General features: G+C 72.2%; 12 protein-coding genes. 5 read left to right on the plus strand and 7 right to left on the minus strand.

All coding sequences use genetic code 11. The features are described 5' to 3' along the window. Positions 1-55 precede the first annotated feature (55 nt). Positions 56-856: an endo alpha-1,4 polygalactosaminidase gene (locus OG798_RS46595; protein ID WP_328759092.1), complete on the minus strand. Its 801-nt coding sequence runs from the start codon at positions 854-856 to the stop codon at positions 56-58. 352 nt (positions 857-1,208) lie between these two features. Here OG798_RS46595 and OG798_RS46600 point away from each other — a divergent pair, with 352 nt between their 5' ends. The 3 genes from OG798_RS46600 to OG798_RS46610 are packed head-to-tail and all read left to right on the plus strand — an operon-like array spanning position 1,209 to position 5,533. Beyond that, positions 1,209-1,814, plus strand: coding sequence for an NADPH-dependent F420 reductase (locus OG798_RS46600; protein WP_095850918.1), 606 nt, complete (start codon positions 1,209-1,211; stop codon positions 1,812-1,814). A 21-nt stretch (positions 1,815-1,835) separates the two neighbouring features. Next, complete coding sequence (locus OG798_RS46605) at positions 1,836-2,759, plus strand: alpha/beta fold hydrolase (RefSeq protein WP_121413986.1); 924 nt, start codon at positions 1,836-1,838, stop codon at positions 2,757-2,759. Next, entirely contained in the window at positions 2,756-5,533 is a 2,778-nt protein-coding gene (locus OG798_RS46610) for a helix-turn-helix transcriptional regulator (RefSeq protein WP_328759094.1), read from the plus strand. Before OG798_RS46605 ends, OG798_RS46610 begins: the two co-directional genes overlap by 4 nt. 2 nt (positions 5,534-5,535) lie before the next feature. On the opposite strand, the gene OG798_RS46615 is transcribed toward OG798_RS46610, so the two are convergent. Then, entirely contained in the window at positions 5,536-6,354 is an 819-nt protein-coding gene (locus OG798_RS46615) for a phytanoyl-CoA dioxygenase family protein (protein ID WP_328759096.1), read from the minus strand. A gap of 64 nt (positions 6,355-6,418) precedes the next feature. Here OG798_RS46615 and OG798_RS46620 point away from each other — a divergent pair, with 64 nt between their 5' ends. Beyond that, the gene (locus tag OG798_RS46620; RefSeq protein ID WP_328759097.1) at positions 6,419-7,375 is read left to right on the plus strand and encodes a helix-turn-helix domain-containing protein; all 957 of its coding nucleotides are present in this window, start codon (positions 6,419-6,421) and stop codon (positions 7,373-7,375) included. On the opposite strand, the gene OG798_RS46625 is transcribed toward OG798_RS46620, so the two are convergent. The 3 genes from OG798_RS46625 to OG798_RS46635 form a co-directional block, all read right to left on the minus strand. After that, positions 7,305-7,829 carry a universal stress protein gene (locus OG798_RS46625; protein WP_121418165.1) on the minus strand — a complete coding sequence of 175 codons (525 nt, stop codon included), beginning with the start codon at positions 7,827-7,829 and terminating at the stop codon, positions 7,305-7,307. The genes OG798_RS46620 and OG798_RS46625 overlap by 71 nt on opposite strands. A 35-nt stretch (positions 7,830-7,864) precedes the next feature. Continuing rightward, complete coding sequence (locus OG798_RS46630; RefSeq protein ID WP_095850914.1) at positions 7,865-9,121, minus strand: arsenic transporter; 1,257 nt, start codon at positions 9,119-9,121, stop codon at positions 7,865-7,867. 98 nt (positions 9,122-9,219) lie between these two features. After that, positions 9,220-11,604, minus strand: a complete 2,385-nt coding sequence (locus OG798_RS46635) for a SpoIIE family protein phosphatase (RefSeq protein WP_328759098.1) — start codon at positions 11,602-11,604, stop codon at positions 9,220-9,222. A 254-nt stretch (positions 11,605-11,858) separates the two neighbouring features. On the opposite strand from OG798_RS46635, the gene OG798_RS46640 reads away from it, so the two are divergent. Next, the gene (locus OG798_RS46640) at positions 11,859-14,957 is read left to right on the plus strand and encodes a glycoside hydrolase family 2 TIM barrel-domain containing protein (protein ID WP_328759099.1); all 3,099 of its coding nucleotides are present in this window, start codon (positions 11,859-11,861) and stop codon (positions 14,955-14,957) included. Here the strand turns inward: OG798_RS46640 and qcrB are convergent. Continuing rightward, positions 14,868-16,415 carry a cytochrome bc1 complex cytochrome b subunit gene (gene qcrB / locus OG798_RS46645; RefSeq protein WP_121413981.1) on the minus strand — a complete coding sequence of 516 codons (1,548 nt, stop codon included), beginning with the start codon at positions 16,413-16,415 and terminating at the stop codon, positions 14,868-14,870. The genes OG798_RS46640 and qcrB overlap by 90 nt on opposite strands. After that, positions 16,412-17,374, minus strand: coding sequence for an RNA polymerase sigma factor SigJ (gene sigJ / locus OG798_RS46650; RefSeq protein WP_328759100.1), 963 nt, complete (start codon positions 17,372-17,374; stop codon positions 16,412-16,414). The genes qcrB and sigJ overlap by 4 nt, the downstream gene beginning before the upstream one ends. Between the last annotated feature and the right edge of the window lie 158 nt (positions 17,375-17,532).

Genomic DNA, 17,532 nt, shown 5'->3' on the forward strand with positions numbered 1-17,532 from the left:
CCCGGCTTCGGTGCGAGTATGCACGGTGACGTTCACCGGGCCGGGGCAGCGTCCGTCAGCGCGTCCGACGGACGTACTCCGCACTGCCCGGCGTCGACACCCGCACGTCACGGCGCACGATGCTCAGCCGGTCCCCGTAGCTCGCGAGGGCCTTGCGCAGACCGCTGTCGGTGTACTCGATGTCCACCACCCGGTCGTCGAACGCCTTTGCGTACGTGCCGCACTCGTCGTACTGGCCGCACTCCTCGGCCACCGCGAAGTCGAGCTTGGTCCTCGACCTGAGCCCGGCCAGCTCCGAGGTGTTCTTCTGTCCGATGGCCAGCCCCCGGGCGTGCGCGTGGGCCGAGAGGAGGGTGATGAACGCGGTGGCGTCGTTCGCCGTCAGCAGATGGCCGGAACGGGTGTAACTGTCGTAGTTGTCCGGCTCGACGGCGTCGAATCCCTTGTCGGCGCATTCGTCGATCCAGCGGCCGACCCGCGCGGCCACCCGCTTGCGCTTGGCCGGCGTGCGGAGGTCGAGGAGCGCTTCGTTCCAGTCACGGTCCATGACGACCTTGCCATGCGCGTCCCGCAGTAGCAGATCGGCCGGCCACGCCTTCGACTCGTCCGGCTGGGCCTGGAAGGCGTTGACGTAACAGATGTTGTACAGGCCGGGCGCGGGCGAGTCCGAACGGTCGCGGCTGACGATGCGGACGCCGGACGGTGGCGGATAAGCGTCGCCGATCTGGTAGTCGAAACCCGCGTGGAGCGGGGGGAGTTGTACGGCCCCCGGGGTCGGCGGGGAGGCCTTACCCTGCTGGGGTGGCGTCCCCTCGTCCGACCCGGTCGTACAGCTCACCAGCGTCGCGAGCGCCACCAGGGCGGCTGCCCCCAGGCCGGTGACGCGGGAAACACGTTGGGCGGGAATGTCGGCTCCATCGATCGCGGGTACGGCCCCGCCTCGGACGCTCCCGCGGTCCTGGCGACTGTGGCCGGACTCGAACGGTGTCGGCTACCGGCTGGGCGCACCTCTGCGTGCCCGGCGCGGCGCCTCGGCACCTCAGGATCAAATCGCCTGGACGACGCCCGCGTCAAGGCGGCCCCCGTGACACCCGCGCGGGTCGCGGACCCGGCCCAGTCACATGACAGAAGCGCTGCTGTGACCTGCGGCGTGATGCTGACTGTCACCCTCTCGTCGTAGCCGCGGAACTCAAGGAGGAGGACACCTCATGCCCATCGGAATCATCGGTGCCGGAGCCATCGGACAGGCCCTCGCCTATCGGTTCGTGGCGGCGGGCGAGCAGGTCGTCATCAGCAACAGCCGGGGCCCGCAGTCACTGCGGGACCTCGCCGCCTCGATCGGCCCGGCCCTGACGCCCGCAACCGTCGCGGAGTCGGCCGAGGAGGAGATCGTCGTCCTCGCCGTGCCGTGGCGACGGCTGAGCGAGGCGGTGGCCGCCGCGGACGTCCTCGACTGGCAGGAGCGGATCGTCATCGACACCACCAACCCGCTCGGACCGCCCGACTTCAAGGTCGCCGATCTCGACGGCCGCCCCTCCAGCGAGGTCGTCGCCGAACTCGTCCCCGGAGCACGCCTGGTGAAGGCGTTCAACACCTTGACACCGGCGGTGCTCGGCTCCGATCCGCGCACTTTTGTCGGACGGCGGGTGATCTTCCTCTCGGGAAACCACCCCGGGGCGAACGAGCGCGTCACGCGGCTGGCGGAGCGGGTGGGGTGGGCGGTGATCAATCTGGGCCCACTGGCGTCCGGCGGACGGCTGCAACAGTTCCCGGGCGGCCCCCTGCCGACGCTCAATCTGCTCCTGGAGCCCTGACCCACGCCGTATTGTCAGGACATGACCGCAGACCGCATCGAACTGGCCGTATACGACCACGGTGGTGACGGCCCACCCCTGCTTCTGCTGCACGGAGCCAGGCGTACGCTCGCCGACTGGGCCGCCGTGGCCCCCCTCCTCGTCGCCCGGCACCGGGTGCTCGCCGTGGACCTGCGCGGACACGGTCTCTCACCGTCGGGGACCTGGAGTCTTCCCCGGGTACTGGACGACATCGAGGGGGTGCTCGAGCGGTACGACGTTCCCGGCGCGCTGCCCGTCGGGCACTCGCTCGGCGGGATGATCGCCGTGCGGTACGCCCTGGAGCATCCGGACGTCACGCCCGGCGCGGTGAACCTGGACGGATACGGCTGGGGCCGCCCCGACCAGTACGTGGGCCTCGACCCGGCGTACGTCGAGGAGCGCCTCACCCAGGTGCGCCAGGCGGCGACCGCGACGGTGTCCGGCGGACCGCTTCCGGCGGACGGTCTCAAGGACCTGCTCGCCGAGCAGCGCGCACTCTCCGACCAACTGGGCATCCCCTACGAGCTGTTGGAGGCCGGTCTGCTGCGCACCGTGCGGCCCGCGCCCGACGGACGGCTGGAGGTACGCCCGGGACGCGCGCTCGTGCTGGAGATGCTGGCCGCCGTCGACGCACTCGACCTCTTCGACCTCTTCGACGCCTTCGCGCGGACGCGGCGGCCACTGCTGCTCGGACGGGCCGCGCGACCCGTACCGCCCGTCCCCGGCCTGCCCTGGTTCGACGAACTGATGACGGCGTACGGGAAGGGGCTCGCCAGGGATCTCGCCGCACTGGCCGCGCGGCGGCCCACCGTGCGGGTCGTCGGGATCGACGGTACGCACGAGATGCTTCTGGAGAGCCCCGGCGCGGTCGCCCATGCCCTCCTCGCCTTCACCTCCGACGCGTTCCCCGGGTCCGACTCATGACGCCGCTCGGTGACGAGTGGATCGTCGGCCGGGACCGCGAACTGGCCCTGCTGTCACGGCTGGTGGACGCTCTCACGACGGGGCGGACGGGGGCCCTGCTGATGACGGGAGGACCCGGTGCGGGCAAGAGCGCCCTCCTCGACGCCGCCGTCCGCATGGCCCGCCGGTCCGGGGTACGGGTGCTGCGCTGCCGGGGGAGCGAGGGGGAGTCGGGCCTCGCCTTCGCCGGACTGCACCAGTTGCTGCGACCCTTCCTCGACCTGGCCGAGGGGCTGCCCGCACGCCAGCGGGCCGCGCTGCTCGGCGTGTTCGGACTCGACGACGGCACGCGGACGGTCTCCGACCCCCTGCTGACCTCGCTCGGCGCGCTCACCCTGCTCTCCGACGCCGCGGAGCACGGCCCGCTCCTTTTGGTGATCGACGACACGCACTGGCTGGACCTGGGCACCCTCGACGTCCTGGCCTTCATGGCCCGACGCCTCGAAGGCGAGCCGGTCGCCCTGCTCCTGGCGGCGCGCGACACCGCCGTACCCGCACAACTCGACCGTCAGACCGACCGGTTGACGATCGAGCCGCTCGATCCGGCCGCCGCCGGACGGCTCCTCGACCATCAGCCCCGGCCCCCCGCGGGACGGGCCCGCTCCCGCGTCCTCGAACAGGCGGCGGGTGTCCCCCTCGCCCTCGTCGAACTCGCCCGGGCCGTGGCGCGCGACCCGGCCGCCGCCCACGAGGACGCGCTGCCCCTCACCGACCGGCTGGAAGCCATCTTCGCCGCGGACCTTCCCGAACTTCCCCCGGCCACTCGTGCGTTGCTGCTCTTCGCGGCCGCCGCGGAGAGTGCCGAGCTGCCCGTCATCCTCTCGGCCGTCGGAGACCGGGCGACCCCGGACGACTGGCTGCCCGCCGAACGCGCCGGACTCGTCCGCATCGACGCCGACCGCGTCCGCTTCCGCCATCCGCTGATACGTTCCGCGGTCTACCGGGCCGCGACCTACACCGAACGCCACACAGCCCACCGGGCGCTCGCCGACGTGCTCGTCGGCGATCCCGACCGTCGTGCCTGGCACCACGCGGCCGCCGCCTCCGGCGTCGACGAGGAGGCCGCCGGGGAACTCGACGACAGCGCGGCCCGGGCACAGCGCCGCGGCGGCTACGCGGCCGCCGCGACGGCCCTCGAACGCGCGGCCCGGCTCAGCCCCGACCCCACCGTCCGCGCCGGGCGCCTGGTACGGGCCGCGACCATGGCGATGTACGCCGGTCACCCGCGCTGGGTCGGCGAGCTGAGCGCGCAGGTCGCCACCCTCACCGACGACCCGGCCCTCCTCGCCGAAGCCTCGCTCCTGGCGGGCTGGGCGCTCGCCGTGACCACCCAGTTCGCGGGCTCGCTCGGCTTCCTGCTGCCGGTCGCCGAGGCCGCCGTCGACGAGGACCCCGTACTGACCCTCGACGCCCTGGCGACGGCCACCACACCCGCGTACAACTCCGGGGCCCCGGAACACCGCGAGAACATCCTGCGGATCGTGGAGCGCGTGCCGCCCCAGGACGACGAGACGGGCCGGCTCTGGGCCCTGGCCGGCTGCGATCCGGTACGGAACCGGGCCCAGGCCCTCGAACTGCTCGCGGCCACCTGGACCGTGCCCCTGCCGAAGCCCGGATCAGGCGTCGACATCCCGCTCTCCCGCCTGGTCGTCTCCGGCGGAGCCGCCTGGGTCCTGGACGAGACGGCCGAGGCGATCCGGCTGCTCGGCGCGGCCATGGACCATCTGCGCCGCTCCCCGACCTCCGGAGCCAACGCCACCGTGGCCCAGGCCCTCGCGCTGGCCCTCTACGAGAGCGGGTCCTGGACCAAGGCCCGCGCGGCACTCGACGAGGCGTACGGCCTGGCCGCCGAAGGCGGACTGGAGAACGTGGTGGTGGGAGCGGCCGTGCTCCGCGCCACCCTGCTCGCCCTGCGCGGCGACACCGAAGAGGCCCGCGCCGCCGTACAGCGCGCCGTGCACGGCATCGACCTGCCCAACTGCCGCAGCCTGCAGGTGCGCACGCACTACGCGCTGGGCGCCGCCGCACTCGCGGAGGGCGACCACGCGGCGGCCTACGACCGCTTCCGCGCCGTCTACACCCGGCAGCCGGAGCCCGCGCCCCTGCACTTCCACGCCTCCGACTACTACCTGGCCGACCTCGTGGCAGCCGCCGTCCGCACGGGCCGGACCGAGGACGCACGGCTCGTCCTCGATACGGCCAGGCGGCGCCTCGCCGAGGGCGAGACATCCGCGCGGCTCACCGCGATCGTGCACCGGGCCGAGGCCCTGCTCGCCGAACCGGACGACGCCGAACGGCACTTCACGGCGGCCCTGGCCGACCCGGCGGGCGACCAGTGGCCCTTCGAACGGGCACAGGTCCGCCTCGACTACGCCGAGTGGCTGCGCCGCAGGCGCCGCGCGGTGGAGGCGCGCCCCCTGCTCGCCGCCGCGCTGGAGGTCTTCGAACGGCTCGGCACCCGCCCCTGGACGGACCGCACCCGCGCCGAACTGCGCGCCGCGGGCGTCACCCCGGTGAGCACGCCCGCCGGCTCCGCGGACAGCCTCGCCGAACTCACCCCGCAGCAGCTGCAGATCGCCCGCCTCGCCGCCGCGGGACTGACCAACCGGGAGATCGGCGAACGGATCTTCCTCTCGCCCCGTACGGTCGGCTTCCACCTCTACCGGATCTTCCCCAAGCTCGGCATCACCTCCCGCGCCCAACTCCGCGACGCGCTGCCCGAGCCGGAGGAATGACATCAGTGCGGTGCGGCCGGGCCGAACTCCGTGCCGCACGGGCCCGCGCCCTCGCTCTCGGCCAGGGTGACGGGCTCGCCGCCCATCGTCAGCGTGGGGTAATGGCGCCCGATGTGATGGGCGGAGCGGCCGACGTAATGGCCGATGAAGGAGCGGCGGAAACGGTCGGCGCTGCGGTTGGGCCCGGAGCCGTGCACCAGACTGCCGTTGAAGAACAGCACGTCGCCCGCTGCCATGTCGACGGGCACGACGGCCAGACCGGGCGGTGGCGGGACGTACTCCCGTACGAAGGACAGCTCCTCGTCCGCCTCCTCCGGGCAGAACAGGTCCATGCGGTGCGTGCCCGGCACCACTTCCAGGCCGCCGTTCTCCCGGTCGATCGCGTCGCAGGCGATCCAGGCGGCCACGCAGGTGCCCGGCTCGACCCGCAGATAGAAGTTGTCCTGGTGCAGCGCCTGCCCCCGGGCGCCGGGCGGCTTGAAGTAGAACATGCTCTGCGCCGCCAGGACCTCCTCGCCGAGCAGCGTCTCCAGGATCCGCCGCAACCGGGGATCGAGAAGACGGCGCAGGGACAGCTCGCTGATGCGGTGCGGATGCATGACCCGGGGGTGGGCGTCCAGCGGATCCGCCGGACCGCCGGTCCCGGCGGCCCCGGTGGCCCGGGGTTCGAAGTGCCCCGGGACCGGCTCGGCGGCGTGCAGGGCCGCGAACTCCGCGCACAGCTCGTCGATCTCGGCGCCGGTGAACAGTCCGCGCACCACCACGAACCCGTTCTCCTCGAAGTCCGACCACCGCGGCCCGCCCATGTCCGTGACTGTCATCCGACCGTCCCTTCCCACCGGAGTCCCAGGTCCTCCACGCTAGGTCGACGAGCCTTTCGGGAGGATGCCCGTGCGTGCTGAGGAGTTGCCCGAGCCTGCCGCCCCGTCCCCGCCGCTGGGCCTGGTGACCGTCGGTCGCTTCGACCAGGGACCGGGATACCGCGTCAACCGGCCTCGGGGCAGCGACAGTTGGCTGTTCACCTGGACGACCGGCGGACGGGGACGGCTGCGGCAGGGAGCGGCCCGGACCGTGGCCGGCGCCGGAGACCTGGTGGTCCTGGGCCCCGGCGTGCCGCAGCGCTACGCCGTCGAACCCGGCGCCGGACACTGGGCGTTCTGGTGGGCGCACTGTCAGGCCCGCTCGTCCTGGGCCGGATGGCTGCGGCCCCACGCCCTCGACGACGGCCTGTACGCTGTCGGACCCGCGCCCGCCCGGGAACGTATCGAAGCGGCGTTCCGCCGGATGCTCGCCGACGCCCGCTGGACGGGAGACGGCCCGCCACCCGAGGGCGCGGAGCCCGCTCCGGGCGAGGTCGCGGTGGCGCACGGCACCGCCGCCCGGGAGCTGGCCCTGTGCTCCCTGGAGGAGATCGTGCTGCTCGCCGCCGCCCGGGCGGAGCGCCGCCGTCCCGATCTCGACGCCCGGGTCCGCCGCGCGGAGGCGGTGATCGCCGCGGACCCGGGCGCGCCCCACACCGTCCGCTCGCTGGCCGGGGCGGTCGCGCTCTCACCGTCCCGGTTCGCCCACCTGTTCACCGAGCAACTCGGCCACTCCCCGATGCGGGCGCTGCGCGAGGCCCGGCTGCTGCACGCGGCCCGGCTGCTGGAAGCCACCGAGCTCCCGGTGGAACGGGTGGCCGCGGCCTCCGGATTCACCAGCCCGTTCCACTTCAGCCGGGTCTTCCGGCAGCGCTACGGGAGTCCACCGGGCGCCTACCGGAAGGGCACCGCTAGGAGCGCGGGGGACGCGGGTGATGCGGGGGATCCGGAGAATGCGCGGGCGGCGGCGGGATCGTCGTGACGGCGGGCGTGGCCTCGGGCCAGATCAGCAGCACCGGGCACGGCGCGTGGTCGACGACGAACCGTCCGGCCCGGCCCAGGCTGTGCGGCCCGAGCCGGGCCCGGTCGCCGTCCCGGGCCACCACGAGCAGATCGGCGCCCTCGGCGGCGGCGACCACCTCACGCTCCGTGCGCCCGGTGCTTTCCTGGCGGGTGCAGGGGCGGCCGAGACGCTCGGCCGCCGCGTCGAGCAGCCGCGCCGCCGACCGGGCGCCGAGGTACTCCAGCCGGTTCCCGGGATCGCGCTCGGTGTGCCCCCGGCCGAGCAGCCCGGCGAAGGCGCCGTGCGCGATCCCGGGCACCCCGGGTTCGCTGACGTGCAGCAGCACGACCTCGGTCGCCTGGGGCGCGTGCGTGCGCACGGCGTCCACGCAGGCCGGCCAGGTCCCCTCGACGAGCCAGACGACGACCCGCATGAGCATCAGCCTCCGGCCCTCACTTGTGCGACGGCTCAGCCCCCGATGACGCGGAGCGAGAGCCACAGTGCCAGTACGGCGGGAACCAGCGCCGCCGGCACGGCGATCAGACCCAGCCGGGTGAACTCCCGCAGATCGACGCCGTGGTCGTGCTCCTGCACGATACGCCGCCACAACAGGGTCGCCAGGGATCCGGCGTAGGTGAGGTTGGGGCCGATGTTGACCCCCAAGAGCACGGCCAGCACCGCGCCGGAGCCGGACGTGGCGGCCAGCGGCAGCAGCACCAGGACGGCGGGCAGGTTGTTGATGAGATTGGCCAGTACGGCGGCGAGCGCCGCGATCCCGAGCAGCGCGGGCAGCCCGCTGCCGTCCGGGAGGAGATGCCCGAGGGCGTCGGAGAGTCCGTTGTCGACCACCGCCCGGACGACGATGCCCAGCGCGAGCACGAACACGAGGAAGGCCGGAGCGGCGGCCCTCAGCACGGTGAGCGGGGTGGCGCGCCCGCGCAGCAGGGCCCGGACGGCGAGCACCAGCGCCCCCGCCGCGGCGGACCAGGCGGGGTCCACGCCCAGTGCGGAGGCGACGACGAACCCCGCCAGGGTGCAGCCCACGGTGACCAGCGCGAACAGGGGCAGCTCCGGCGGCTCTCCGGTCGTCGGCTCGGGCACGGCCGCTGCCAGGTCGCCGGCGAAGAAGCGCCGGAAGACCACGTACTCGGCCCCGATGGCCACCAGCCACGGCAGCACCATCAGCGCCGCGAACCGGGTGAAGCTGAGACCGCTCGCGGTGAAGGCGAGCAGATTGGTGAGGTTGGAGACCGGCAGCAGCAGCGAGGCCGTGTTCGACAGATGGGTGCAGGCGTACACGTGCGGCTTCGGGCGGGCGCCCATCCGGGCGGCGGTGGCGAACACGACCGGGGTGAGCAGCACGATGGTGGCGTCCAGGCTGAGCACCGCGGTGATCGCCGAGGCGAGCGCGAAGACCGCGGTCAGCAGGCGCCCCGGCCGCCCCGCCGCCCAGCGGGCCATCCACGCGCCGCAGGCGTGGAAGAGCCCCTCGTCGTCACAGAACTTGGCGAGTACCAGTACCGCCGCCAGGAAGCCGATCACCGGCCCGAGGTGACCCGCCTCCGCGCCCGCGTGGTCCCAGGAGATCGCGCCGGTGGCGATCACCAGCAGGGCGGCCGGGGCCGCGACGACCGCCTCGGGCCAGCCGAAGGGGCGGACCACCGCGCAGACGAGGACGGCGACGAGCAGGACGACGGACAGGGATTCGGCGAGCGGGGTGTTCAGGGTTCGGTCCTCCGGGACACGTGTCGTGGTGCCCGACCATCACATCAGACGCCGTACGCCGCCCCGCTCACCGACCCTTCGGACCTGCGTCGATGTCGTCAGAACTCCCCGTGGAGCGTCAGCTCCGCCCAGATCGTCTTGCCGTCGGCCGTATGGCGGCTGCCCCAGCGCTGGGTGAGCTGGGCGACCAGCAGCAGTCCGCGCCCGCCCTCGTCGTAGGCCTTGGCCCGGCGCAGATGCGGCGCGGTGTGGCTGCTGTCGGAGACCTCGAATATCAGGGTCTCGGCGTCGTGGATGAGCCGCAGTCGGATGGGCGGCTCGCCGTAGCGGATCGCGTTGGTGACCAGTTCGCTCACCACGAGCTCGGCCGTGAAGGTCGCGGCGTTCAGCTCCCAGGCGTCGAGCTGGTCGACGACCTGCTTGCGGATCGGCGCGACCAGCGCGGGGTCGGCGGGAATGTCCCAGGTCGCCACCTGGGAGGGCGCGAGCCCGTGGGTCCGGGCGAGCAGCAGTGCCACGTCGTCCTGGGCGCCGCCCACCGGAAGCAGGGTCCGCAGAATGTCGTGGCAGGCACCTTCCAGGGAGTCCGCGGACTCCGCCAGGGCATGGCACAGCAGCTCGTGGTTGGCCTCGGCATCCCGCTCGCGGTTCTTGACCAGGCCGTCGGTGAACAGCGCGAGCACCGTGCCCTCGGGAAGGGCGAGCTCGATGGACTCGAAGGGCAGTCCGCCCAGGCCCAGCGGCGGACCGGCCGGCAGCTCGATCTGCCGGGGCGGGCCCCCGGGCGGGAGCATGACCGGCGGGGGATGACCGGCCCGGGCGAGGGCGCAGCGCCGCGAGATCGGGTCGTACACCGCGTACAGGCAGGTCGCGCCGACCTCGCCGGTGGTGCCCTCGGCTCCGGCCTCCGTGGAGAGCCGTACGACGAGGTCGTTGAGGTGGGTGAGCAGTTCGTCGGGGGCGAGGTCGATGTCGGCGAGCGTACGGACGGCGGTGCGCAGCCGTCCCATGGTGGCGGAGGCCGCGATGCCGTGGCCGACGACGTCTCCGACGACCATGGCGACCCGCATCCCCGACAGCGGGATCACGTCGAACCAGTCGCCGCCCACCCCGGCCCGCGCGGCGGGCAGATAGCGGGAGGCCGCCTCCACGGCGGCCGTCCGGGGCAGCGACTGGGGGAGCAGGCTGCGCTGGAGGGCGAGGGCGGTCTCGCGCTCGCGCGAGAAGCGCCGGGCGTTGTCGATACAGACGCCGGCCCTCGCCGTCACCTCCTCGGCCAGCAGCACGTCGTCGGGGGTGAAGGGACCGGTGTGCCGGAACCGGGTGAGGACGGCCACCCCGAGGGTCTGGCCGCGGGCCTTGATCGGCACCGCCATGCTGGCGTGCAGGCCGAGCTCGGCGACGCGCGCGGCTCGCACGTCGTCCCAGGCGAGCCACTCCGCCAGGGTGGCGGTCTCGTCGGGCGCCACGATCGTCCGGCCGGCCGTGAGGGAGTCCGCCTGCGGCGAGTGCGCGGGGTAGATGTCGACCTGGCCGGGCTTGACGACCGCCTCCGGGCAGCCGGGGTTCACCGACTGGTGGGCGGCGCGGCGCAGCGTGATCGGCGCGGTCGGTGGCTCCGGGTGGGGCTCGCCCCCGTGCTCCGGCGGATCCAGCAGGTCGACCCTGACGAAGTCGGCGAGGGCGGGTACGCAGACGTCGGCGAGCTCCTGGGCCGTTCGGGTGACGTCGAGGGTGGTGCCGATGCGCACGCTGGCCTCGTTGACGAGCTGCAGCCGCTCCCGGGCGTTGTACTGCTCGGTGAAGTCGTGCGCGGCCAGGCACACCCCCCGTACCTGGCCTTCGGCGTCGGTGAGCGGGGCCATCCGGGCGAGCCAGGCGTGCGCGTGGTACTCGCCGCCGGTCTGCATGAACGTCTCCACGTCACGACCGGTCCCGGTGACGAGGACCTCGTGCAGCTGTGACTCGAGGGCTTCGCTCTCCTCCTTGCCGCCGATCTCGGAGAACCTCAGGCCCTGGATGCGGGACTCGGGGAGGCCGATCACGTCGGCCATCGCGTCGTTCACCCCGAAGAGGCGCAGTCGGTCGTCGTAGACCGCCATCGGGCACGGGGACTGCGCCAGCACCGCCGTCGTCAGCGGGTCGTCCGGCGAGCGCGGGCCGCGGGCCTCCAGCGGGGTGACCACCAGCCAGGTGGCCGGGCCGCCGTCCGGTGGCTTCCGGCGATGGGCGAGCAGCCACACGGAGACGGTGTGTCCGTCGCGGTGGCGCAGATCGAGGCTGCCGTTCCAGCGGTTACCCGTCGGCTCGGCCGGTACGGGCGTGTCCGTGGCCAGCAGCTCGGCGGCGGGCCGCCCCTCGACCTCCTCCGGGGCATAACCCAGTAGACGGCGGGCCCCTTCGCTCCATCGGAGCAGGGTGCCGTTCCCGTCGATGACCGCCCGTGCCGTGGCAGCCTCGTCGAGCGGGTGGACCGGGCTCATCGTCGCCACTCCATTGCGGACACTCACAGTGAACAGGCGCGTCACTCGGGTTCCAGCCTAGTGCGTACGCGCGTTCCGCACCCGGCACACGGGCGGCCCCAGGGGTACATCGGTACGACGGATTCCGGCCGATGTGATGCGCGGGGCGGAAGTGGGTGCCGCACCCTTGACGGCGCTGTGTGTCACCCCGTCAGAATCTGTTTGTTCACGATCAGTTGTGATGACTTATGGGCCCTTGAGTAGGGAGAGCCGCCATGTCGGTCACTCGAAGATCGGTATTGATCGCAGGAACCGCCGCACCCGCGGCCGGATCGCTCCTGGGCGCCGCCGACGCCTGGGCGGACTCGCCGGGGCGCGCCGCGGGCCGCCGCCTGGTCGAGCTGCGCGACGGCTGGCGCTTCGCGCTGGTCGACCCGGGTGGGATCACCGACCCCACCGGCGCGTACGAGGGCGCCGCGCAGCCCGGCTACGACGACTCGGCGTGGCGGGAAGTCTCCGTTCCGCACGACTGGAGCATCGAACAGACCCCCACCAGGGAACACGGCACCACCAGTGGCACCGGCTTCTTCCCGGGCGGCCTCGGCTGGTACCGCACCACCTTCACGCTGCCGCCCGCCCTCGCCGGCCGGCGGATCTCCGTGGAGTTCGACGGCGTCTACATGGACTCGCATGTCTACTGCAACGGCGAGGAGGTCGGCCACCACCCCTACGGGTACACGGGGTTCGCCTTCGACCTCACCGGTCTGCTGCACACGGACGGCACCACCGAGAACGTCATCGCGGTGAAGGTGCAGAACCAACTGCCCAGCAGCCGCTGGTACTCGGGCAGCGGCATCTACCGCGAGGCCCGGCTCGTGGTCACCGAACCGGTGCACGTCCCGCGCTGGGGCACGTATGTCACCACGCCGGACATCACGGCGGAGCGGGCGGTCGTACGGGTGCGGACGACTGTCGTCAACGAGTCCGGTGCCGCCGCCGAGGTCCAGGTGATCTCGCGGATCGTCGACCCCGACGGCCGTACGGCGACCCGTACGTCCACCATGGTCACGGTCGCCGACCGTGCCGACGAGACCCATGAACTCACTGTCGCCAGGCCCCGGTTGTGGGACTTCGTGACTCCGGGCCACCGCTACGCCCTGGAGACCGAACTGCGGGTCGGTGGCGCGAGGGTCGACACCTGCCGCACTCCCTTCGGCATCCGCACCTTCCGCTTCGACCCGGACGAGGGCTTCCACCTCAACGGCGTCCACGCCAAGATCAAGGGCGTCGACCTGCACCACGACCAGGGCGCGCTGGGCGCCGCGATCAGCGTCGACGCCGTACGCCGGCAGATGACGATCATGAAGTCGATGGGCGTCAACGCCTTCCGCACCTCGCACAACCCGCCCTCGCCGCAGATGATCCAGGTCTGCGAGGAGCTGGGCATCGTGATGATGGTGGAGGCCTTCGACTGCTGGCGGACCGGCAAGACGAGGTACGACTACGGCCGGTTCTTCGACGAGTGGTGCGAGAAGGACGCCACCGAGATGGTCCTCGCGGCCCGCAACTCGCCCGCCGTGGTCCTGTGGTCCATCGGCAACGAGATCCCCGACTCCACCTCCACCCCGGGCCTCGCCATGGCGGACCGGATCATCGCCGCGATCAAGGCGGCGGACGACACCAGGCCGCTGGTCATCGGCTCGGACAAATACCGCCGCGTGCCCACGAAGGGCTCCGCTGCCGACCTCATGCTCGCCAAGCTGGACGGGCTCGGTCTGAACTACAACACCGCCCAGTCGGTGGACGCCCTGCACGCCGCCTATCCGCACCTCTTCCTCTTCGAGTCGGAGTCGTCGTCCGAGACCTCGACCCGCTCCACCTATCAGGAGCCGGAGCACCTCAACACCGGCGAGAACCACACCCCGGGCCGGCGCGCGGTCTCCTCGTACGACAACAACCTCGCGTCCTGGACGATGAGCGGCGAGTACGGGCACAAGAAGGACCGGGACCGTAAATGGTTCGCGGGGGAGTTCCTGTGGTCGGGCATCGACTACATCGGGGAGCCCACGCCGTACGACGTGTTCCCGGTGAAGGCGTCCTTCTTCGGCGCCGTCGACACCGCGGGCTTCCCCAAGGACATGTACCACCTGTTCAGGAGCCAGTGGGTGAGCGAGCCCATGGTGCATCTGGTGCCCATGACCTGGAACCACGAGGCCGGCGACACGGTCGAGGTCTGGGCGTACGCGAACGTCGACACCGTGGAGCTCTTCCTCAACGGGAAGTCCCTCGGCACACGGAGGTTCGACACCAAGACGACCACCGACGGCCGTACCTATCTGGAGACCACCGAGGCGACCGGCGACGACAAGACCTTCACCGCGGGCCCCTACCCGGGCAGTTACACCAGCCCGAACGGCAGTGCGGGCAAGCTCCACCTCACCTGGAAAGTGCCCTACGCGCCGGGTGAGTTGAAGGCGGTGGCCCGCCGCGGCGGCCGTACGGTCGCCACGGACGTCCTGCGCACCGCCGGGGCGCCGCACGCGATACGCCTCACGCCGGACCGCACGTCGCTCGCCGCCGACGGCCGTTCCCTGCTCTTCGTGACGGCCGAGGTCGTCGACGCCCGTGGTGTGGTCGTGCCCGACGCGGAGCACCTGATCGCCTTCGACATCGAGGGCGGCTCGCTCGCCGGGCTCGACAACGGCCGGGAGGAGAGCGCCGAGCGCTATCAGGCGAGCACCCGAACGGCCTTCCACGGCAAGGCGCTCGCGATCGTACGATCCGGCACGCGGCCGGGCTCGCTCAGGGTGACGGCACGCTCCGAGGGAGTGCGGGGCGCCACCGTCACCGTACGCACCGCCTCGGCACGCGCGAAGGCGACCACCCCGCCCGCGGTCTTCCGGCCGGACCCGGGTCCCGGCGCCCCGAACGAGTCGCTCGCGGACGCCAGTTACTCCGGCCGCCCGGACACCCTGCCCGCCGCCATGCTCGACGGCGACGCGGCGACGGGGTGGTCCAACGCCTTCTACAAGTCGGCGACAGCCCTGCTGCCCGCCTTCAGCGGGGCCCGCCCCGAGGACTGGGTCTCGGTCGCCTGGGCCCGTCCCCGCGCGGTCGACCGCGTCGAGGTCTCCTTCACCGTCGACGCGACGCACACACTGCCCGCGTCGGTCGAGGTCGCGGTGTGGGACGGCAGGCGGTACGTGCCGGTGAAGGGAACGGCCGTCGACTGGGCCACCGCGTCCGACGCGCCGACCGTCATCACCTTCGACGGGGTGCGCGGCTCACGGCTGCGGCTCCTCATGGCGAGCGGGCACCCGGGCGCCGTCGAGGGTGGGCTGCGGATCAGCCGTCTGGAGGTCCCGGTGGTCTGACCGGTCCCGGTGCTCGTGCTCGGTCAGCGTGTGGAGTTCGGCCGGGCCGAGCGGGCGGTGCACCTCGACGTACTCGCCGTGCGGCAGGCGTGTGACGACGCCGGTCGCACGGCCGTGCGCCACCAGTTCCCGGTCCCGCAGCTGCAACCCCAGGCAGATGCGCCGGGTGACCACGAAGACGACGGCCGGGACGACGAACAGGGAGATCCGCACGGCCCAGGTGACGGTGTTGATCGACAGATGGAAGCGCGTCGCCACGATGTCGTTGCCGCCGCCCGCGAGCAGGATCAGATAGAGGCTGATCCAGGCCGCTCCGATCGACGTACGGACCGGCCGGTTGCGCGGGCGGTCGAGGAGATGGTGCTCACGCCGGTCTCCCGTGACCCACGACTCGATGAACGGGTACACGCCGATGGCGACCAGAAGCAGCGGGAAGACGACGATGGGGATCAGCACACCGAGCACGAGCGTGTGCCCGGCCACGCTGATCTCCCAGCCCGGCATGACGCGCACCAGGCCCTCGGCGAAGCCCAAGTACCAGTCCGGCTGGGCGCCCGTCGACACCTGGTCGGCGCGGTAAGGGCCGTACGACCAGACGGGGTTGATGGTCGCCACCGCCGAGATCAGCGCGAGGACACCGAACACCAGGAAGAAGAAGCCGCCCGCCTTCGCCAGGTAGACCGGCAGGAACGGGGTACCCACGACGTTGCGTTCGGTCTTTCCCGGGCCCGCGAACTGGGTGTGCTTGTGGTACACGACGAGGATCAGATGCGCCACGACAAGTGCCGCCATGATCCCCGGAATCAGCAGGATGTGCAGCGAGTAGAAGCGCGCCACGATGTCGTGGCCGGGGAACTCCCCGCCGAACAGGAAGAACGACAGATACGTGCCGACCACCGGCACCGACAGGATCGCCCCGTCCACGAACCTGAGCCCCGTCCCGGACAGCAGGTCGTCCGGCAGCGAGTAGCCGAAGAGGCCCTCGAACAGACCGAGGAGCAGCAGCGTCCAGCCGAACACCCAGTTCACCTCGCGGGGCCTGCGGAACGAGCCCGTGAAGAAGTGCCGCATCATGTGCGTCAGCATCGCGGCGAGGAAGACCAGCGCGGCCCAGTGGTGCAGCTGCCGGACCAGCAGTCCGCCGCGCACGTCGAAGCTGATGTGGAGCGTCGAGGCGTACGCCTCCGACATCCGGATGCCGTTCAGGGGGACGTAACCGCCGTGGTACGTCACCTCGTTCATGGAGGGGTGGAAGAACAGGGTCAGGTACACCCCGGTGAGGATCAGCACGACGAAGCTGTAGAGGCATATCTCGCCGAGGAGGAAGGACCAGTGGTCCGGGAAGACCTTGCGCAGATAGCGCCTGCCGAGGGCGTACACACCGAGCCGGCCGTCGAACCAGTCGGCGACGCGCTCACCGGAGGACGCCTTCGCGGGCCGGTGGTCCGTGGCGGTCATGCGCGCTCCCCTTCCGCGACCCCGGTCTCCTGGTTCTCGTCGTCGCGCCGCACATGCGCGAGTTTCTCGGGATTGGTGACGATGTAGACGCCCGACACCTGCTCGCCGTCCGCGGTGAGGTCCATGACCATGACCGCGTACGGCGACTCGCCCTCGAAGAGCACGGCGGAGTCGTCGCCGTTGACGCGCCGGTAGCGCAGGTCGAAGCCGGTGCCGCGCCGGGTCGCGTAACCGGCGAACAGCCGCGCCGCCTTGTCCCGGCCGTGCACCGGGCGCAGCCCGCCCGAGGCCTTCCCGCCGCCGTCCGTCCACACCGTGACGTCCGGTGCCAGGATCTCCATCAGCGCCGCGATGTCCCCGCCGAGCGCGGCCTCGACGAAGCGCTCGGTCGCCTGCCGGCGGACGCGCGGATGGGCTTGGTAGCGCGGCCGACGGGCGTGCACGTGTTCCCGCGCGCGGTGCGCGAGCTGGCGTACCGCCGCGGGGCTGCGGTCGATGACCTCCGCGATCTCGGTGTGCGCGTAGCCGAACACCTCGTTGAGGACGAAGACCGCGCGCTCCAGCGGGGTGAGGGACTCCAGGACCACGAGCATCGCCAGCGACACCGACTCTGAGCGCAGGGCCCGGTCGTCGGCCGAGTCCTCGGGGGTGGGCTCGTCGAGTAGCGGCTCCGGCAGCCAGGGGCCCACATACGTCTCGCGACGGCGGGTGATCGCGGCGCGCCGCGCGAGCGCGTGGTTCACGGCGATGCGTACGAGATAGGCGCGCGGGTTGGTGATGCCCTCCAGCGGAGTGCGGTGGGCGCGGCCCGTCCAGGACAGCCAGGTCTCCTGGAGGACGTCGTCGGTGTCGGCGACGCTGCCGAGGATGTTGTAGACGATCGCGAAGAGCAGCTCGCGGTGGTCGACGAACACCTGCGTCGCGCCGTCGGCCGTCCCGGTCGCGGGGCTTTCGGACATGCCTTGCCTCCCTTGGTGCGCTCGCTACTGCGAGGGGAGAAGCGGGCCCGAATGTGACGTCCGGAGGGCGAAATGTGACGTACGTCTCACGAGGCCTGCCGGACGTCACACCGGTCGAAGCCCACGCCCTCTTGAACGCGAGTCCGATGCCTCGACAC

Source organism: Streptomyces sp. NBC_00271 (genome assembly GCF_036178845.1).
GTDB lineage: Bacteria > Actinomycetota > Actinomycetes > Streptomycetales > Streptomycetaceae > Streptomyces.